Here is an 18,944-nt window from a genome sequence, read left to right as displayed (position 1 = left end):
GCTGTTGCACTTCGGCGCGGTCGACCAGATCGCGACCGTCTGGGTGAACGACAAGCAGGTCGCCTTCCACGAAGGCGGGTTCACGGAGTTCAGCGCCGACGTCACCGCTGCGCTGCGGCCCGGATCGGTGCAGGAGGTGACCGTCCGCGTCGAGGACCGCAACGAGGCCAACCCCTTCCCCGTCGGCAAGCAGCGCAACAAGCCGGAGGGGCTGTTCTACACCGGAGCGTCGGGCATCTGGCAGACGGTGTGGATCGAACCGGTGCGCGCCTCGCACATCGAGAAGCTCGACATCACCTCGGACCTGACCGGTTTCACCGTCACGCCAAGAATTTCCGGAACGAGCAGGTTGCGCGCCGAGGTGGTCGTCTCCAAGCCCGAAGGTGAGGAGATGGCGGGCGTGATGGGCTCGGCGGGGACGCCGCTGCGCGTCCGGGTACCGAACCCGCGCCTGTGGTCACCGGACGACCCGTACCTCTACGACCTCAAGGTCCGGCTGCTAAACCCAGTCGGAAAGGTCGTCGACGAGGTTTCCAGCTATGCAGGGTTGCGCACCATCGGCGTCGTCAACGATGAGAAGGGCAGGCCGCGGATCGCATTGAACGGCGCGATCACCTTCCTTCACGGCCCGCTCGACCAAGGCTTCTGGCCGGACGGGATCTTGACCGCGCCCACCGATGAGGCGTTGAAGTTCGACCTCGAGCAGACCAAGGCAATGGGAATGAACTTCGTTCGCAAGCACGCGAAAGTGGAACCGGCGCGGTGGTATTACTGGGCCGACAGGCTCGGGCTGATGGTGTGGCAGGACATGCCGTCGCTGGACGTGTCGCTCGAGATTCCCGTTGGCCCTGCCCCGGAACCGGTTCCCACGGCCAAGAAGAACTTCGAGCGCGAGCTGTCGGAGATGGTGGACCAACTGCGCAGCGTGACCTCGATCATCGGGTGGGTGGTGTTCAACGAGGGATGGGGAGAGTTCGACACGGCCAGGGTCGTCAACGCCGTGAAGGCCGAGGACCCGACGCGGATGGTCGACGCGAACAGTGGGGTGAACTGCTGCAAGTCACGCCCCGACAGCATGGCCGGCGACGTCTACGACGACCACACCTACGTCGGTCCCGGGGCTCCGCTGACGCTCGACGAACGCAGGCGCGCCAACAACGTCGACGTGCCAGGCCGTCAGCCGGTGAACGACCGCAGGGTGATGGTGGACGGCGAGTACGGCGGACTCGGGTTGGTGCTCAACGGAAACCGATGGCCGGGAAAGCCGCAAGCCTACGAGATGACCGACAGCCAGGCGCGGCTGACGGATCGGTACGTCGAGGTCAGCCGGGTCCTGGAAGACCTGGTGCGAGAGGGCGGCCTATCGGGCGCGATCTACACCCAGACGACCGATGTCGAGAACGAGGTCAACGGGTTCATGAGCTATGACCGATGGGTGGTCAAGATGACGCTTTCGACGGTGGCGGCACGCAATCTGGCGGTGATCGCCGCGGGGTCGGGCCCACCCGACCGTCGTTGACGACGGCCGAGACGGGGCCCAACGTCCGTCTGCTGACGAACTCGCATCGACACCCGCTGATCGGGTCGTCGAACTCGAGAGTGTGCGCCAGCAGCTGCAGCGGCCGCGAGAAGTCGTCGGGTGCGACGTCGATCACGTCCGGGTACAGACTGTCCCCGACGATGGGCAAGCCCAACGACGCCATGTGCACCCTGAGCTGGTGCGTGCGGCCGGTGCGCGGACTCAACCGGTAGAGACCATCACCGAGGTGTTCGATCAGCGTCTCCGCGTTCGGTTCGCCAGGCTCCTCGAACGCCTGTAAGCGGCTGCGCTCCTTGATGATCCGACTGCGCAGAGTCAGCGGAAACTCCAGCGCTGGGTCGACGGCCGCTCGGGCGAGGTACGTCTTGTCTACGAGACCAGCGGCGAACAGCGCCTGATATGCGCCTCGGACCTCGCGGAGCGCCGTGAACAGCAGCACGCCCGCCGTCAGCCGATCCAACCGGTGGGCGGGCGAGAGCTCCGGCAACTCCAATGAGCGCCGCAACCGGACGAGTGCCGTCTGCGCGACGTGCCCACCGCGCGGCATGGTGGCCAGGAAGTGCGGCTTGTCGACCACGACGATGTCGTCGTCGCGGTGCAGGATCGGAACGTCGAAGGGCACCGGAATCTCGTCGGGCAGATCGCGGTAGAGGTAGACGTGGGCGCCCGGCGGGAGCACGGTCGCGTCGTCCACGATCGTGCCGTCGGCGCAGACCACCTCGCCGGCAAGCACTTTCGCGGCGGCGTCCACCCCGAATCGCTCTGCGAGCTCGGAGGCCACAGATCCACCATGCAGCCGCACCCTCGCCGGCCCGACCCCGTCACGGTCGGGCAGCGGCGCCTGGCGCGCTCGCCTCAATTCAGCGGCACCGGCTCGAGGATCTCGGCCCGTGCCTCCGGGGCGGCGGCACGCAAGGCGTCGGCCGACTCGTCGTCGGGCTGAGTCTGCGACAGCACCTCGGCTTCGACGCGTGCGGCGTACGTGGCGACCTCGCGGTCGACGTCCTCGGCACTCCAGCCCAGCACGGGAGCGACCACCTCGGCGACCTCGCGCGCGCAGTCCACGCCGCGGTGCGGGTACTCGATCCCGATCCGCATCCGCCTGGTCAGGATGTCCTCGAGGTGCAATGCGCCCTCGGCCACCACGGCGTACCACGCCTCGACCTTGAGGTACACCGGCGCCTCGGTGATGGGCGCCAACAGGTCGGGACGGCCCTCGGCCATCGCGAGCACCTCGCCGATCAGCGACCCGTACCGGTCCAGCAGGTGGCGCACCCGGTACGGATGCAGCCCGTAGTGCACGCCGACGTGCTCGGTCTGATTGATCAGCGCGAAGTAGCCGTCGGCGCCCATGAGCGGCACCTTCTCGGTGATCGACGGCGCCACGCGGGCCGGCACGTACTCGGAGGCCGCGTCGATCGCGTCCTCGCCCATCACCCGGTAGGTGGTGTACTTGCCGCCGGCGATGGCCACCAGCCCGGGCGCCGGGACCGCGACGGCGTGCTCGCGCGACAGCTTGGAAGTCTCTTCGCTCTCGCCGGCCAGCAGCGGCCGCAGCCCGGCGTAGACCCCGTCGATGTCGTCGTGGGTCAGTGGGGTGGCCAGCACGGTGTTGACGGTGTCGAGGATGTAGTCGATGTCGGCCTTGGTGGCCGCGGGATGGGCCAGGTCCAGATTCCAGTCGGTGTCGGTGGTGCCGATGATCCAGTGCGTCCCCCACGGGATGACGAACAGCACCGAATGATCAGTGCGCAGGATGATCGCCACCTCGCTGACGATCCGGTCGCGCGGCACCACGATGTGCACACCCTTCGATGCACGGACGCGGAACCGGCCCCGCTGTTTCGACAGCGCCTGGATCTCGTCGGTCCACACCCCGGTGGCGTTGACCACCACGTGCCCGCGGACGTCGGTGACCTCGCCGTTCTCCGAGTCGCGCGCCCGGACGCCGACCACCCGGTCACCCTCGCGCAGCAGCGACACCACCTGCGTCGAGGACCGCACCACCGCCCCGTAATGCGCGGCCGTGCGGGCGACCGTCAGGGTGTGACGGGCGTCGTCGACAACGGTGTCGTAGTACCGGATGCCGCCGATCAGCGAGCTGCGCTTCAACCCGGGTGCCAGCCGCAGCGCGCCGGCCTTGAACAAGTGTTTCTGCGCCGGAACGGATTTGGCGCCGCCGAGCTGGTCGTAGAGGAAGATGCCCGCCGCCACGTACGGTCGCTCCCACCAGCGCTTCGTCAGCGGGAACAGGAAGGGCAGCGGCTTGACCAGATGCGGGGCCAGGGTCGTCAGCGAGAGTTCGCGCTCGTGCAGCGCTTCGCGCACCAGCCCGAACTCCAGTTGCTCGAGGTAGCGCAGGCCGCCGTGGAACATCTTCGACGAGCGGCTCGACGTGCCGGATGCGAAGTCGCGGGCCTCGACGAGTGCCACCTTGAGCCCGCGGGTTGCGGCGTCGAGGGCTGCGCCCGCGCCGACCACGCCGCCGCCGATCACGACGACGTCGAACTGCTCGTTGCCGAGTCGCTCCCAGGCTGCAGCCCGCTGCTGGGGGCCTAGAAAGGTCTGACCGTTGCCCGGTGCGGGTATCGGGTCACTCACGCCGGGACTCCTCAGTGTTACTCGTCGGTAGGCGTTCCTACTTGAGAGCCTACGTGGACTCAGTCCAAGTCGTCGTGCGCCATCAGTCGGCGGGCCGCTTCGACGATCGACCCCGACAGTGACGGATACACCGACAACGTCTGGGCGAGGTCGGTCACCGAGATCCGGTTCTGCACCGCCAGCGCGATCGGCAGGATCAATTCCGACGCAATCGGGGCGACGATCACGCCGCCGATCACCACGCCCGTCGCGGGGCGGCAGAAGATCTTGACGAAGCCGCGGCGCAGCAGCGACATCTTCGCGCGCGCGTTGGTGGTGAGCGGCAGCATTATCGTTCGGGCAGGGACGGTTCCGTCGTCGATCGCCGTCTGCGGCACTCCCACGGCGGCGATCTCCGGTCGGGTGAACACCGCGGCGGCGACCGTGCGCAGCCGGATCGGCGAAACACCCTCGCCCAGAGCGTGATACATCGCGATCCGGCCCTGCATCGCCGCCACCGACGCCAGCGGAAGCAGACCGGTGCAGTCCCCCGCCGCGTAGATCCCGGACGCCGTGGTGCGCGACACCCGGTCCACCGACAGATAGTTGCCGGGGCCGAGTTCGACGCCAACGTTCTCCAGGCCGAGCCCGTCGGTGTTGGGCACCGAGCCGACGGTCATCAACGCGTGGCTGCCCTCGACGACGCGACCGTCGGCCATCGACACCTTGACCCCGTCGGCGGTGCGGGTCACCGAGTCGGCGCGGGCGTTCTTGACCAACGACACCCCGCGTTCGGCGAAGGTCGCCTCTAGCACCGCCGCGGCGTCTTGGTCCTCGTGGGGCAGGATCTGATCGCGGCTGGCCACCACGGTGACTCTCACGCCCAGCTCGGTGTACGCGTTGCAGAACTCCGCGCCCGTCACGCCCGATCCCACGATGACCAGGTGTTCGGGCAGCTCGGTGAGGTCGTAGAGCTGGCGCCAGTTCAGGATGCGCTCGCCGTCGGGCCTGGCGTTGGGCAGCACGCGCGGGCTGGCACCGGTGGCGATGAGTACGACGTCGGCCTTGAGCACGCCGACCTTGCCGTCGGTCGTGGTGACCTTCACCCGGTGATGTGCCATCCCCGGGACGTCGTCGACCAACTCGCCGCGGCCGTGCACGATGCTCACTCCCCGGTTGAGTAGTTGCGCACCGATGTCCGCCGACTGTGAGCGAGCGAGGGTCTTCACCCGGTTGTGGATCTGCGACAGCGAGATCTTGGCGTCCTCGATCGCGATGTCGAAGCCCAGCCCGTCGGCCCGGCGCAGTTCGGTGCGCACACCCGTCGAGGCGATGAACGTCTTGGACGGCACGCAGTCCCACAACACGCACGCCCCGCCGATGCCGTCGCTGTCGATGACCGTGATCTGCGCGACGTCCGGGCCTCGACCGGCCGCCACCAGTGCGGCTTCGTACCCGGCGGGCCCGCCACCGATGATCGCAATGCGGGTAACCACGTGGCCAACTTAGCCAAGAGGGGCGTTGCCCGCCGAACCAATCCCCAAGTCGCTTCGCTCCTGCCCGCCGAACCAACGACCCCAAGCCTTAGGCTTGCCCCCGTGCCGATCTACGCCGCCTACGGATCGAACATGCATCCGGAGCAGATGCTGCAGCGTGCTCCTCATTCGCCGATGGCAGGTACGGGCTGGTTGCACGGCTGGCGGTTGACGTTCGGCGGTGAGGACCTCAGCTGGGAAGGCGCGCTCGCCACGCTGGTCGAGGACCCCGACTCGAAGGTGTTCGTGGTCCTCTACGACATGACCAAGGAGGACGAGGCCAACCTGGACCGCTGGGAGGGTTCGGAGCTCGGCTTCCACAAGAAGATCCGCTGCCGCGTGCACCGGCTGTCGTCGGACACCAGCAAGGAGCCGGTACTGGCCTGGCTGTACGTCCTCGACGCATGGGAGGGCGGCATACCGTCGGCGCGCTACCTCGGCGTGATGGCCGAGGCCGCCGAGATCGCCGGTGCGCCATCGGAATACGTGCACGACCTGCGTACCCGCCCTGCGGGCAACGTCGGCCCTGGCACCTAGCGCCGACTTCGGCGTCGACACTGCGCACAGGGCGCAAAAGTGCGAGTGGCGAACGCCGTAACCGCAGTGTCGAGCTCCAGCGGGAGTCGGGAGCTACAGCAGCGCGGACTGCTCCACGATGTTGGTCATCACCCGCACCCCCACGGCCAGTGCCCGCTCGTCCAGGTCGAACGTCGGCTGGTGCAGGTCCAGCTGCGGCCCACGGCCCGACCAGACGCCGAGGCGGGCCATCGCGCCTGGCACGTCCTCCAGATACCAGGAGAAGTCCTCGCCGCCACCGGACTGACGGGTATCGGTCAGCACGTCGGGCCCGACCGCCTCGATGGCGTGGGTCAGGATGCGCGTCGACACCGCCTCGTTGACCACCGGCGGCACGCCGCGTCGGTACTGCACGGTGTACTCGACGTTCAGTGGCGCCATCAACGACGAAACGATTTCGCGGACAAGCAATTCCATCGCCACCCAGGCCTCGCGGCTGGCCGTGCGGATGGTGCCTGCCACCGCGCCGGACTGTGGGATGGCGTTGGCGGCCACCCCGGCGTTCACCGCGCCCCACACCATGACGGTGCTGTCTCGCGGGTCGACCCGCCGCGACAGCACGCCGGGGACACCGGTGATCAGGGTGCCCAGCGCGTAGACCAGATCACCGGTGAGGTGCGGCCGCGAGGTGTGTCCGCCCGGCGAGTGCAGCGTGATATCGACCTGATCGGCCGCCGACGTGATCGGACCCGCGGTCACCGCCACCTTGCCGACTTCGAGCCGGGGATCGCAGTGCAGCGCGAAGATCCGCGACACGCCGTTCAGCGCACCCGCCGCGATGGCGTCGATGGCGCCGCCGGGCATCAGCTCCTCGGCGGGCTGGAAGATCAGCCGCACGCCGACCGGCAGCTCGGGCACCGAGGCCAGCGCCAGCGCCGCGCCCAGCAGTACCGACGTGTGCCCGTCGTGGCCGCAGGCGTGCGTGACGCCGGGCATCAGCGACGCGTAGGGCGCGCCGGTCCGCTCGGTCATCGGCAGCGCGTCCATGTCGGCGCGCAGCGCCACCCGCGGGCCGTGTTCGGGGCCGAAGTCGCAGGTCAGCCCGGTGCCGCCGGGCAGCACCTTCGGGTTCAGGCCGGCGTCGGCCAGGTGCGACGCGACGAACTGCGTGGTCGCGAACTCCTGGCGGCCCAACTCGGGGTTGGCGTGGATGTGTCTGCGCCACACCACCAGGTCGTCGAAGTGGCCGGACAGCCACGCCTCGGTGTACTCCTGCAGGCTCATCGCGCCGCCTGAAGTCGCAGTACCCGGTCCCGCTCGGTGGGCGTCTCGGCCAGGGCGACGACCGTGCGCGCCAGCATGATGGCCCCCTCGACGACGGCCTTGTCGGCACTCGGTCCCGCCGCGGCCGCGGCGAATCCGGGCTGGTGGATCGATGCGCCGTTGGCATCGATGCCCACGATCGGGTGGATGCCGGGCATCACCTGCGTGACGTTGCCCATGTCGGTGCTGCCCAGCGGCAGCGCGGCCTCGGCCTCCACGGCGACCGGAGTCCGGCCCATCCGCACCATCTCGGCGCGGAAGACGTCGGCCAGCCACTGGTCGGGGGTCAGCTCGAGGTAGGACGGCTCGGTCTCGGAGACCTGGAATTCGCAGCCCGTGGCCACCGCGCCCGCCAGGAAGCAGTCCGACATCCTGCCCTCGAGCTCGCGCAGCGACCAGGCGTCGTTGGCGCGCATCGTGTATTCCATCGCCGCGTGTGCCGGAATGACGTTCGTCGCCTGTCCGCCGTCGGTGACGATGCCGTGCACCATCTGCCCCGGCGCCAACTGCTGCCGCAGCAGCCCGATCGCCACCTGGGCCACGGTGATCGCGTCCGCGGCGTTCAGGCCCAGATACGGCGCGACGGCGGCGTGCGCCTCTCGACCCAGGTATCCGACCGCGACCTGCGATAACGCCAACGACCGCGCGCGGGCGATGTCGAGCGGCCCTGCGTGCAGCATCACCGTCGCGGCGATGTCGTCGAACGTGCCAGCCTGCAGCATCAGCGCCTTGCCGCCACCGGCCTCCTCTGCCGGCGTGCCGAGCAGCACGACCGTCAGGTCAAGCTCGTCGGCGACGTCGGCCAGCGCCAGCGCCGCCCCGACCGCGGACGCCGCGATGATGTTGTGCCCGCAGGCATGGCCGATCCCTGGCAGCGCGTCGTACTCGGCGCAGATGCCGACGACCAGCGACCCGCTGCCGTAGTCGGCGCGGAACGCGGTGTCCAACCCGCCGGGCGCAGCGATGATCTCGAAACCCCGCTCGGCGACCAGGGCCTGCGTCTTGGCGCAGCTGCGGTGTTCAACGAAGGCGAGCTCGGGCTCGGCGTGGATCGAGTGCGACAACTCGATCAAATCGCCACGACGTCGCTGGACTACGTCCTCGACGGTCGTCGACGCGGTGGCGGTGGGCATCCTGGCAGTATCTCACCGCTGGCTGGTGCCCACTTCGTCGCGTTGAGGTAGCGCTGGTGGTCATCGCCACTCGCACTTCGTCGCACTGGTTGCTCAGTCAACGCCCGACGTAGGCTTCCTTCTCGTGACTGGTGCGACCGATCCGCAGGCCACCGCCGACGCGGCCGCCGCCGAACTCCTGGCGCGCACCGGCGTGGAATCCTTCGACGTCGCCGTGGTCCTCGGCTCGGGATGGGCGCCCGCCGCCGCGGAACTCGGCGAGCCGTCCGCCGTCGTCGCAATGGCCGATCTGCCCGGGTTCACCCCGCCCACCGCGGCGGGGCACGGGGGTCGGGTGCTGGTGGTCTCCGTCGGCGACAGGCGGGTGCTGGTGCTGCTCGGCCGAGTCCACGCCTACGAGGGCCACGACCTGCGCCACGTCGTGCACCCCGTGCGCACGGCCTGCGCCGCGGGTGCCCGCACGGTCGTGCTGACCAACGCCGCGGGTGGGTTGCGGCAGGACTTCACGGTGGGCCAGCCGGTGCTGATCAGCGACCACCTCAACCTGACGGCGCGCTCGCCGTTGGTCGGCGCGCAGTTCGTCGACCTGGTCGACGCGTACGCGCCGGGGCTGCGGGCGCTGGCCCGCGACGTCGATCCGACCTTGGCCGAGGGCGTCTACGCCGGACTGCCAGGGCCGCACTACGAGACGCCCGCCGAGATCCGGATGCTGCGCACGCTGGGCGCCGACCTGGTCGGCATGTCGACGGTGCACGAGACGATCGCGGCGCGGGCCGCAGGAGCCGAGGTGCTGGGCATCTCGCTGGTGACGAACCTGGCCGCCGGCATGACGGGGCAGCCGCTCAGCCACACCGAGGTGCTGGAGGCGGGTCGTCAGTCGGCGACGCGGATGGGTTCCCTGCTGGCCGACGTGCTCGCCCGCCTGTAGGCGAACCGCTTGGTCAGCGCGACGAAACCGCGGGCCATCAGCGGCGCGGCGAACAGCATGAGCAGCACCCGCACCACCTGCGCGGCAATGATGAACGTGACGTTGGAACCGGTCTCGACGGCCGTCGCCAGCACCGCGTAGACGCCACCGGGGCTGGTGGCCAGGTAACCCTCGAGCGGGCTGATCCCGGTCATGTGGGCCAACAGCACGCCCAGTCCCGCGCAGGCGACGTTGAGGAAGATGATCAGCCCGAGCGCGGCGGGCAGTGCTCGCCCGATGGCTCGGATGGCCTTCCTGGTGAACGCGACACCGGCCTGCCAGCCGATCACGGCGTAGCCGGCCTGCACCAGCGCGAGCGGTACCGACAGCCCGAACGACAACCCGGTGAGCTGCAACGCGATGGTGAGTGTCATCGGGCCGAGCAACCCGGCGCCGGGTAGTCGGATGAGCCGGCCGACCGTCGCGCCGACCAGCACGATGACGATGATCATCCCCACACTGAGATACCAAGGCGCCGAATTGGTTTGGACGGGCGTGGCGAGGTGTGCGGTCTTCTCGGCGTGGAACACGAGGGTGACCACGACCGGCATCGACGCGGTGATCAGCCCGACGCGCAGGTACTGCACGACGGCGACCACGCGGTCGTCGCCGCCGAGTTCCCTGGCGATCGCGACCAGGCCGGACGCGCCGCCAGCGACCAATGCGAGCGCTCCGGTGAGCGGGCTGACGTCGCGGTGCAGTCCGAGCAGCGCGCCGGCGATGATGCTCAGTACCAGCGTGGCAACGGCGACCCCGAGCACGATCGGCCAGTCCGCGCCCAGCGCCGTGAGCGCGTCGCGGTGCACCATCGTGCCGATGTAGACGCCCAGCACGCCCTGCGCGGCGACACCGGCCTTGCGGGGGACGCGGTCCGGGGCGAACGACAGCAAGGCGAGCACCATGCCGACGAGCAGCCCCGCGAACAGCGCCGCCGAGGGCACGCCAACGATGGTCAGCGGCACCGTGACGGCGACCGTGATCACCACCAAGAGCATCCATCGCAGCACGAAGACAAGTATGCCCTTGCTAAAACAAGATCTCAAACTGATGCCCATCACACTAATACCAAGGTATAACTTGGTGATGAGTCTGGATGTCAGCACCACACGTGCCACCGAGCTCCGTGAGTCCATGATGGCCCTCGCCCGACAGATGCGCCGCCACCGGCCCGACAACGGCCTGACACTTAGCCAGTTCGAGGTGCTTGGCGAGTCCAGCCGCGCCGGCGTCATCACCCCCGCCGAACTGGCCAACCGCCTGCAGGTGCGGGTGCAGTCCCTCACCGACAGCATCAACGTGTTGGAGGCGCGCGGGCTGCTGTCGCGCCGCCCCGACCGCGACGACCGCCGCCGCCAACTGATCGAGGTCACGTCCGACGGATCGGCCCTGCTGGACAGGGACCGGGCCGATCGCGATGCATGGCTGGACGCGGCGATGCGGGAAACGTTGAGCGATTTGGAGTTCGACCTGTTGTTGCTCGTCGCACCCGTGCTCCGAAAGGTCGCCGACGCCGACACCCGGCTTGCACAATGACGACATGGCCGACCCCTCCCTGCCGCCCCTGACCTTCGGCACGGCCGGGTTGCGAGGCCCGATGCGCGACGGCCCCGGCGGCATGAACGTCGAGACCGTGACCAGGGCGACGTGGGCACTGGCCAAGGTGCTCAGGGATCGAAGCCTGGGCGGCTCGACCGTCGTGGTGGGCCGCGATGCGCGGCACCAGTCCGACGACTTCGCCATGGCCACCGCCGAAGTGCTTGCCGCAGAAGGCTTCTCCGTCGTGCTGCTACCCGATGCGGCGCCGACGCCGGTGGTGGCGTTCGCAGTGCGGCACCTGCGCGCGGCGGCGGGGGTGCAGATCACGGCGTCACACAACCCGCCTGCCGACAACGGCTACAAGGTCTACCTCGACGGCGGCCTGCAGATCGTCCCCCCGACCGACCGCGACATCGAAACGGCCATGGCGAGCGCGCCCGCCGACATCGCCCGGACGGAGGTGTCACCGGTGGACACCGACCTCGTGCACGACTACGTGCGGCGCGCCGTCACGGTGCGCCGGACGACGGGCGACCTGCGGGTGGCACTCACCCCGATGCACGGCGTAGGCGGCGAGGTCGCGCTGCACGTGCTGCGCGCGGCAGGCATCACCGACGTCCACACCGTCGACGAGCAGTTCGCGCCCGATCCCGACTTCCCCACCGTCGCGTTCCCCAACCCAGAGGAGCCCGGCGCCACCGACCTGCTGCTCGCCCTGGCCGCCAAGGTCGGCGCCGACGTCGCGATCGCACTCGATCCCGATGCCGACCGGTGTGCAGTGGCGGTACCGACGCCGGCCGGCTGGCGCATGCTCTCCGGCGACGAAACCGGTTGGCTACTGGGCGATTACGTGCTGTCGCAGACCGACCCGGGCGACGTGATGGCCGCCAGCGTGGTGGCCAGCACGGTGGTGTCCTCGCGCATGCTGGCCGCGATCGCCGCGAGCCACGGCGCCCTGCACGTCGAGACCCTGACGGGTTTCAAGTGGCTGGCACGCGCGGATGCCGGGTTGCCCGGCACCACGCTGGTCTACGCCTACGAGGAGGCGATCGGGCACTGCGTCGATCCGGCCGCGGTGCGCGACAAGGACGGCATCACCGCTGCCGTACTGGTGTGCGACCTCGTCGTCGCCCTGCGCCACGACGGCCGCACGCTGCTCGACGCGCTCGACGGATTGGCCCGCGCGCACGGCGTGCACGCGACGGCCGCGGTGTCCATGCCTGCCGACGCGACGGTGATGGCGCGGCTGCGCGCCGAACCGCCCACCCGGCTGGCCGGCTTCGACGTCACGGTCGACGACCTGTCGATTCGCCGCGGGCAGCTCGGCACCGACGCCGTCATCCTGTCTGGCGGCGACGCCGACACGTCCATTCGGGTCGTCGTCAGGCCTTCGGGCACCGAGCCGAAGGTCAAGTGGTACTTCGAAGTTCGTTGCGCACCAGAGGCGGACCTGGACGCCGTCCGGGTCCGTGCGTTCGCAGTGCAGGACGAACTTTTGCGCGCTGCACGCTGGTGACCGGCTCAGCTCGCGTACAACAGCCCGATCAGTGCCACCCCCACGAACACGATCGCCGCTGCGCCCGCAGTGCCCACTGCCATTCCGCTGAGCCGTGCGGAGGGTGATCGCCACAGCAGCAGGACACTGGGGAACGCGACAAGGCCGACGACGAGAGCAGCGGCGAAGAACCACAACGGCTTATGCGACGTCATTGATGGCCATCGGCTGGACAACCAGAGCAAGCCCAATGCGAGTCCCGCGAACAGCGGCGCGACCAGCGTTGTCGTCCAGGTGGCCGCGCACCACCCCCGGGTGTCGAGGTCAGTTAGCCGCCGACCCGATCGCATGTCCATTTAGTTGACTCTCCCAGGGATCAGTGTGGGTCGAGGAGATGATGCAAAGCGAGCGCGCAGGCCAGGACCGCCGCCGACACGAGCACAGATAGGCATCCGATCAGCATTCCGCGACCAATTTGGCCAGCCGCACCCGGACGGAATGTCAGCAGTACCGAAGCCAACATGTCGACGACGAGGAACGGAACCAGGTACAGGAACCCCCACCAGGCCCAAATGGCGAAGAACCACAATGGCAGGTTCAGCACCGCGACGTTGGCCACGGCCGCCACGAAGCCTGCCTGCCCATGCCGACTCACCGGCCTCGACGCTGAGCCGACTTCGGATGGCAACGTTCGTGTCCCCCAGGGTTCTCCGGTCGCGACGAAACTTTCGTGAAACGCGAGTCTAACCGCTGCGCTGACGACGCCGGATTGGCAGCTCGGCACTTCGGCCACATGTCAGAACTGATTAGTGCCCGCGGGTAACGGACGCGGCGGGATAGACGGGACACTGGACACCGGACCGAGCTCGGTCGGCGCCAGTGGCATGCGCACGTCGTATTGCGGATTCCATCCGCCGCCGAAGTTGAAGGGCTCGAACGCACTTCCGCCGCGGCCAACGTCGTGATGGAACGGAAGGTTCATGGCAGGCCCCAAAGAGCGACCCGATTCCGCCGCGTCGATCAGCACGGTGCGTGTGGAGCCGGTCGGCATGTCCTGATACACCTCCAGGGAGGGGTAATCGGTGCGAGTCCCGTCGACGCGGATGCCTCCGTCGGTCGGGGTGAAGACGAGGTCGCCATTCACCGTTGGCGCCTGCCCGTCCATCGGACTCGGCGGATTGGCGAGAATGTCAGGGACGAAAGGATTCCCGGCGTCGTACTGGATGCGGACCGCTCCGCCCTCGGTCTGCGATACCACCGCCTCGGGGACACCGACTCTCACCTCTCCAGGCCCACCCTGATCGGTGAGTTCGACCGACGGGTTCTGCCGCATGACAACGATGCCGTTCTCGTAGTCGATGTACGTGGTGACCTTTGAGTTCTCAGGATCGAAGTTGGGGTTCGCGAGCCGGTTGTTTCCGAAATCCCGCGCCGGCGGAGGCCAGCTCGTAACATCGCGCTGCTGGATGTACTCGGATGCCCGAACGACGCCCTGCCCAGGCACGGGATTGATCTTGACGACCCGGATCTCGGGCGGCGTGCCCTGATAGAGCGGGTCGAAACTAATGGGGTTCAACGCCTCCGCGGTGGCCCAGTCGGTTGGGCTGGTTGGCGGCCGGCCAAAGACCTGTTCGAACGCATCGGCCGAAGCACGCACGCGTGCGAGGTCGTCTCGGGATGGGGTCTCCGACGGCGACGGATCGGGAACCGTCGGTCCCCCCGTGGCGGCGTTGAGCACCTGCGCCAGTTCGGCATCGACCTGCTCGGCGAGACTGAGGATCGCGACGATCCGCTCCTGAAGGTCGACGACCTTGGCCGCCACCGCCCCCACGTACTCACGTTCCCACCCGCTGGTGTCCGGTGGAATTACAGTGCTCGTCGCCGTGTCGATTTCGACCGTGGGTGGCGCTGCGGCATAGTCGAGGAACCCGCGTAGTTCGTTCTTGACCATGGTGACGTCGCCCGAAGCACGCTGCGCGCCCATCGCCACCGAGAACGCCTCCTGCGCCGACAGTTCCAGTTTGGTGCGGGTCTGACTCAGCGCCGACTTGGCCGCTTCCGACGCATCCCCATCCCAATCGGTAAACACGGGGAGATTGGAGAGTTCACGCGCCTGGTCCCTACTGGTACGCGCCCGCTCCGCCGCGGCGCTCGCCACCTGGTCGATCTGTTGAGGATCCCAACGCTGAACGTCCTCCAACGACAATGTCACGGATCACAACCTAGAGACCCATCGCATCAATGCCCTCGGCCGCTGTTTCGACGTGACGTCGCCCGTCTTCGTCGGCCTTGGCGTATGCAAAGGCCGACGAGCGCAAGTCGTGCGCGTGGCCGACGAGCTCCGTGTAGTGGCTTGCCGACTCTTCCTCCCACCGCGCCATCTGGGCCGTAAGCGCTGCTTGACTGGCGCCGATCCAGCCCGAATGCGCGGCGCCGATGCTCTCATGGGCCGCGGCATGCTTCGCACGCAAGACGTCAGCCGTCGTGTCGACCGAGTCACCGGTCTGCTGAACGGCAACGGGATCAACGCGCACTAGTTTCGGCATTCGGCACTCCCAAGGCTGCACGGCATGCTTTACGAACAAAGCGTAACCGCGCCGGAGCACCCCTTCCTACGGCAGTCTCTCCCCTAGCGAGTCAGCGCGGGCCGAACTGACGGTCCCCGGCGTCGCCGAGCCCCGGCACGATGTAGGCGATGTCGTTGAGCCCGTCGTCGATCGCCGCGGTGTAGAGCCGTAGGTCGGGCGCCACTTTCTCAAGTGCGGCAATGCCTTCCGGCGCGCAGACCACGCAGACCGCGGTGATGTCGGCGGCCCGGCGGGCGTGCAGCAGTCCGATGGTGTGCGCCATCGAGCCTCCGGTGGCCAGCATCGGGTCGAGCACCATCACCGGCTGCGTGCTGAGGTCGTCCGGCAGCGACTCCAGATACGGTGTGGGCTGATGGGTTTCCTCGTTGCGGGCGACGCCGACGAACCCGACCTTCGCCTCGGGGATCAGTACGTGCGCCTTGTCGACCATCCCGAGGCCCGCGCGCAGCACCGGCACCAGCAGCGGCGGGTTGGCCAGTCGCGAGCCGATGGTGTCGGCCATCGGTGTGCGGATCGGCACGGGCTCGCTGGCGGCATCGCGGGTGGCCTCGTAGACGAGCATCAGCGTCAGGTCGCACAACGCGGCCCGGAACGCGGCGTTGTCGGTGCGCTCGTCGCGCAGCGTGGTCAGCCGCGCCGCGGCCAACGGGTGATCGACAACGCGTACGTCCATGCGCTCGAACCCTAGTGGAACCGGGACGTGTCGACGGGCGTCATAACGTCGTGCTCGCCGACATCGCCGTGATCCGCGCCCTCGGCGCCGCCCAGTCCCGTCAGGCCGCCGACCTCGATGCCGTCGCCACCACGTTGCGGTCGGCTGCGGGGCCGGCGTGCGCGGAGGCGTTCGGTCCCGTTGGTGCACGGTTCCTCGCAGCGCTGACCGAGGCGATCGCCCGCGAGTCGAGCGTCCTGGCTCGCCTCGGTGAAAGCGTCGCCGTCGCCGGCCGCACCGCCGAGACCACGGCCGCCGCGTACGGCGGCGCCGAGCTTCGCGTGGGCCAGTCGATCACCGCCGTCGGGGGGTGACGGTGCCCAGTTCCCTGGTCTCGGCACTGGCGGCGCCCATCCGCGAGGTGCAGGCGCTTGTCGGACCGGGCTGGTCGGGAGACGGCGGCCCGGCCACCGTGCTCGCGGACGTGCGCGACGCGCTTAACGACGTGTCCGCTGCCGGCCGACGGGCCTGGAATGACGCCGCCGGCCAGTGGGCGGGCGCCGGTGCCGACGCCGCATCCGAGTTCACCCACGCGACGGTCACCGCGGTCGATGCACTGGCGATCCGCGCCGATCACCTGGGAGCGACGACGGCGAACGCGGCCGACGCGGTAGCCCGAGCACGAGCCCGGCTACGCACCATCATCGACGAGTTCGAGGCGCGCGCCGCAGCACTCGAAGCCGACCTGGAGGCGCCGGGCGCCGCGGAGTCGCTGATCGACGAGGCGCGCCGGGCACTGGACGAGGCCGTCGCGGTGGTCGACGAACTGCGCGCCGAGTTGGACGCCCAGGCCGCGGCGGTGACCGCACCCCCGGGGTCGGCCGCGCCGACGATGCCCGCAGCGACCACGCCCACCGCCGCGGTGCCGGGCTGGGCGGGCGGTACGGGTCTCGGAAGTTCGGGTCTCGGTAGTTCGGGTCTCGGAAGGTCGGGCGCCGGCAGTTCGGGCGTCGAGGCGTCCAGCGGCGGGTCGCCATCCGGCGCGCCGTTCCCGTCCGCCCAAGGCGGCTGGTCCGACACCGACACGAGCGCCCCCACAAGGGAGCTGTCCGACCCGACCGAGTTCGGCAGTGGGGTCGGGGTGACCCTGCCCGACGGCAGCACCGCGACCGCGCCGAACGCCGTCGCGGCCAGCGCCGTCCGGCATGCGCTGACCCAACTCGGCGTGCCGTACGACTGGGGTGGCACCACGCCGGGTGTCGGGCTGGACTGCAGCGGCCTGACCCAGTGGGCCTACCACGAAGCGGGCCTCGACCTTCCGCGGCTGGCGCAGGAACAGGACGTCGGCGCCGGGGTCGACCGGGGGTCGCTGCGGCCGGGCGACCTCGCCGTGTGGGACGGCCACGTCGCGATGATCGTCGGCAGCGGGCTGATGATCGAGGCGGGCGATCCCGTCCAGCTGTCTCCGATCCGAACCACCAACGCGGGTCAGGGGTTTCAGGGGTTCTGGCGGCCGACGGCCTGAGCTAGCCGCCTACGGGGCGATCTCGCCGGATCGCGTCGGCGCGGCCAATGATTTAGCGCGCTGCACGCACTTCGAGGGTTGGTTGCTTGGGGCACGCCGTTCGAGCCTTACCGCGTTGGTCAAGTCGCTCGCCGCGGCGACCGCCAATTTCGAGTTTGCGGTTTACCGTAGTAACCGGCGGTCGCCGCACAATCGAGTGGCCACTAGTGAACCGTCACCGTGACCTCAGCGCGATGAGAACCGTTGGCCCGGAAGCGCCTTCGCTCACAACTCCCGAAGGAGACGCCCGGTGGACCTACCGCAGACGCTCCACGGCCAGCTCTACCTGCTGGCCTACGACCGCAATCGCCACCGATTCGGCATTTACCACCATGCGCTTTTCAGCTTCGCCCTGCGCGCCGCCATGCTGGCCGACCTTTACCTGACCGGCTATCTGCAGGACAAAGGGGGCAAGCCGTACCGATCGAGTTCTGCGGGCCCCGGTGATCCAGTACTGCGCGCAGCGTTCGAGCTGATCGGCGCCTCGAAACTGGGCTGGGCCGACTTGATTGCCGAGAGCCCGGGGGGTGCGTCCCGGGACGTGCGCGACCAGCTCCAAGCCACCGGTTGGCTACACGTGCAGCGGCGCCCGATCCTCGGGGTCATTCCCGCTCGCCTCGCGGTCTACGACGAAGACATGGTCAGCGGCCTGTCGGACCGAGTGTCCGGGGCGCTTCACAACGCCATCAATGGCCTTCAGGCTGAACCGCGGCCACTCGCCGTGGGGATGCTCGGCATCCTCGGGCAGATGCCCACCGTACTCAGCTTCAAGGAGAGCTCGAAATACCGGCAGGAGCTGCGGCAGATGACTTTGGCGGCCATCGAACCAATTCTCGGACTGCACCAGGCAATCCAAACCCTTCTCGAGGATGAGCGCAGAAATACGCTCCGCCATTAGCCGTCAGGCCAGTGTTGCACCGGATGATCTGTTCAAACATGGCGCATCGGCAGCCTCGGGCGTCCTTATCGGGGAGGCCGACGGCACGAGTGTCCGCACCTGAACCCCTGAGCACTGGAACGCTTCGGAGTCGTCAGGGGAGCCGCGGGTCGATGAGGGTGACGCCGACGGGAGAGGCGGTGTCGACCGACGGGAGTAGACGGGCGCCTTCGGCCAGCCCGACGATGCGCTCGACCAGCGCCTGCGGGCGCAACGTGCCTGCTTCGACCAGACGCAACATGTCGGGATAGTCCACGCTGGCCATGCCGTGACTGCCGAGAACATCCAGTTCCCAGGCGATCACCCGGTCCATCGGCACCGCAGGGTGCCCGCCAACGCCGGGCAGAAGTCCCACCTGCACGTGGCGTCCGCGCCGCCGCAGACTGTGGATAGCGGCCGCACAGGTGGCCGGGGTACCGACCGCATCGACCGCGACGTGGCTGCCCCCGCCGGTGAGGTCATGCACCTGGGCAGGGACGTCACTCCCCTGCTTCCCCCCGTCGCTTCGCTCGCCCCCCTCGGCGAGGACCGTGTGCTCGGCACCCAAGTCCCTCGCCAGGGCAAGCGCTGCCGGGGTG

At 68.9% G+C, this 18,944-nt stretch carries 20 protein-coding genes; 8 read left to right on the top strand and 12 right to left on the bottom strand.

The window, feature by feature from the left end:
- A partial coding sequence (locus QOC69_RS05750; protein WP_526437275.1) for a glycoside hydrolase family 2 protein occupies window positions 1-1,519 on the top strand: 1,519 nt, incomplete at its 5' end.
- Here the strand turns inward: QOC69_RS05750 and QOC69_RS05745 are convergent.
- From QOC69_RS05745 to QOC69_RS05735, 3 genes are read right to left on the bottom strand one after another with little or no spacing between them, the layout of a single operon-like run.
- Window positions 1,440-2,399, bottom strand: coding sequence for a pseudouridine synthase (locus QOC69_RS05745; RefSeq protein ID WP_526437273.1), 960 nt, complete (start codon window positions 2,397-2,399; stop codon window positions 1,440-1,442). The genes QOC69_RS05750 and QOC69_RS05745 overlap by 80 nt on opposite strands.
- Window positions 2,396-4,141: a glycerol-3-phosphate dehydrogenase/oxidase gene (locus QOC69_RS05740; RefSeq protein ID WP_526437271.1), complete on the bottom strand. Its 1,746-nt coding sequence runs from the start codon at window positions 4,139-4,141 to the stop codon at window positions 2,396-2,398. The genes QOC69_RS05745 and QOC69_RS05740 overlap by 4 nt, the downstream gene beginning before the upstream one ends.
- A 59-nt stretch (window positions 4,142-4,200) precedes the next feature.
- On the bottom strand, window positions 4,201-5,616 hold the full coding sequence (locus QOC69_RS05735) for an NAD(P)H-quinone dehydrogenase (RefSeq protein WP_526437269.1): 1,416 nt from the start codon (window positions 5,614-5,616) through the stop codon (window positions 4,201-4,203).
- A gap of 102 nt (window positions 5,617-5,718) precedes the next feature.
- Between QOC69_RS05735 and QOC69_RS05730 the strand changes: the two genes are divergently transcribed.
- On the top strand, window positions 5,719-6,192 hold the full coding sequence (locus tag QOC69_RS05730) for a gamma-glutamylcyclotransferase family protein (RefSeq protein ID WP_526437267.1): 474 nt from the start codon (window positions 5,719-5,721) through the stop codon (window positions 6,190-6,192).
- Window positions 6,193-6,285: 93 nt separating this feature from the next.
- Here the strand turns inward: QOC69_RS05730 and QOC69_RS05725 are convergent, their stop codons facing one another.
- Together QOC69_RS05725 and QOC69_RS05720 are read right to left on the bottom strand one after the other, a co-directional pair.
- A complete protein-coding gene (locus QOC69_RS05725) occupies window positions 6,286-7,455 on the bottom strand; it encodes an amidohydrolase (RefSeq protein WP_526437265.1) in 1,170 nt (389 codons plus the stop codon).
- Window positions 7,452-8,627 (bottom strand): amidohydrolase, encoded by a 1,176-nt coding sequence (locus QOC69_RS05720; RefSeq protein WP_526437263.1) that lies wholly within the window; start codon window positions 8,625-8,627, stop codon window positions 7,452-7,454. Before QOC69_RS05720 ends, QOC69_RS05725 begins: the two co-directional genes overlap by 4 nt.
- A 124-nt stretch (window positions 8,628-8,751) precedes the next feature.
- On the opposite strand from QOC69_RS05720, the gene QOC69_RS05715 reads away from it, so the two are divergent.
- Window positions 8,752-9,555, top strand: a complete 804-nt coding sequence (locus QOC69_RS05715; RefSeq protein ID WP_526437261.1) for a purine-nucleoside phosphorylase — start codon at window positions 8,752-8,754, stop codon at window positions 9,553-9,555.
- Here the strand turns inward: QOC69_RS05715 and QOC69_RS05710 are convergent.
- A complete protein-coding gene (locus QOC69_RS05710) occupies window positions 9,501-10,649 on the bottom strand; it encodes an AbrB family protein (protein ID WP_526437259.1) in 1,149 nt (382 codons plus the stop codon). The genes QOC69_RS05715 and QOC69_RS05710 overlap by 55 nt on opposite strands.
- Window positions 10,650-10,677: 28 nt before the next feature.
- Between QOC69_RS05710 and QOC69_RS05705 the strand changes: the two genes are divergently transcribed.
- Window positions 10,678-11,127: a MarR family winged helix-turn-helix transcriptional regulator gene (locus QOC69_RS05705; protein WP_526437257.1), complete on the top strand. Its 450-nt coding sequence runs from the start codon at window positions 10,678-10,680 to the stop codon at window positions 11,125-11,127.
- A gap of 4 nt (window positions 11,128-11,131) precedes the next feature.
- Window positions 11,132-12,646, top strand: coding sequence for a phospho-sugar mutase (locus tag QOC69_RS05700; RefSeq protein WP_526437255.1), 1,515 nt, complete (start codon window positions 11,132-11,134; stop codon window positions 12,644-12,646).
- 5 nt (window positions 12,647-12,651) lie between these two features.
- Here the strand turns inward: QOC69_RS05700 and QOC69_RS05695 are convergent, their stop codons facing one another.
- The 5 genes from QOC69_RS05695 to upp form a co-directional block, all read right to left on the bottom strand.
- Window positions 12,652-12,981 carry a hypothetical protein gene (locus tag QOC69_RS05695; protein ID WP_526437253.1) on the bottom strand — a complete coding sequence of 110 codons (330 nt, stop codon included), beginning with the start codon at window positions 12,979-12,981 and terminating at the stop codon, window positions 12,652-12,654.
- Window positions 12,982-13,001: 20 nt separating this feature from the next.
- The gene (locus QOC69_RS05690; RefSeq protein ID WP_526437251.1) at window positions 13,002-13,280 is read right to left on the bottom strand and encodes a hypothetical protein; all 279 of its coding nucleotides are present in this window, start codon (window positions 13,278-13,280) and stop codon (window positions 13,002-13,004) included.
- 141 nt (window positions 13,281-13,421) lie between these two features.
- Window positions 13,422-14,837, bottom strand: a complete 1,416-nt coding sequence (locus QOC69_RS05685; protein ID WP_526437249.1) for an Rv0964c family protein — start codon at window positions 14,835-14,837, stop codon at window positions 13,422-13,424.
- Between the two features lie 10 nt (window positions 14,838-14,847).
- The gene (locus QOC69_RS05680) at window positions 14,848-15,171 is read right to left on the bottom strand and encodes a WXG100 family type VII secretion target (RefSeq protein ID WP_526437247.1); all 324 of its coding nucleotides are present in this window, start codon (window positions 15,169-15,171) and stop codon (window positions 14,848-14,850) included.
- A 91-nt stretch (window positions 15,172-15,262) separates the two neighbouring features.
- Window positions 15,263-15,886: a uracil phosphoribosyltransferase gene (gene upp, locus QOC69_RS05675; RefSeq protein WP_526437245.1), complete on the bottom strand. Its 624-nt coding sequence runs from the start codon at window positions 15,884-15,886 to the stop codon at window positions 15,263-15,265.
- A 14-nt stretch (window positions 15,887-15,900) separates the two neighbouring features.
- On the opposite strand from upp, the gene QOC69_RS05670 reads away from it, so the two are divergent.
- The 3 genes from QOC69_RS05670 (at window position 15,901) to QOC69_RS05660 (ending at window position 18,327) form a co-directional block, all read left to right on the top strand.
- Window positions 15,901-16,239 carry a hypothetical protein gene (locus QOC69_RS05670; RefSeq protein WP_526437243.1) on the top strand — a complete coding sequence of 113 codons (339 nt, stop codon included), beginning with the start codon at window positions 15,901-15,903 and terminating at the stop codon, window positions 16,237-16,239.
- A gap of 2 nt (window positions 16,240-16,241) precedes the next feature.
- A complete protein-coding gene (locus QOC69_RS05665) occupies window positions 16,242-17,390 on the top strand; it encodes a C40 family peptidase (RefSeq protein WP_526437277.1) in 1,149 nt (382 codons plus the stop codon).
- A gap of 289 nt (window positions 17,391-17,679) precedes the next feature.
- A complete protein-coding gene (locus QOC69_RS05660; protein WP_526437241.1) occupies window positions 17,680-18,327 on the top strand; it encodes a GPP34 family phosphoprotein in 648 nt (215 codons plus the stop codon).
- Between the two features lie 133 nt (window positions 18,328-18,460).
- On the opposite strand, the gene QOC69_RS05655 is transcribed toward QOC69_RS05660, so the two are convergent.
- A partial coding sequence (locus tag QOC69_RS05655; protein ID WP_526437239.1) for a zinc-binding dehydrogenase occupies window positions 18,461-18,944 on the bottom strand: 484 nt, incomplete at its 5' end.

Source organism: Mycobacterium sp., assembly GCF_032162105.1.
Classification (GTDB): domain Bacteria; phylum Actinomycetota; class Actinomycetes; order Mycobacteriales; family Mycobacteriaceae; genus Mycobacterium.
This window is presented reverse-complemented; position numbering and strand designations above follow the sequence as displayed.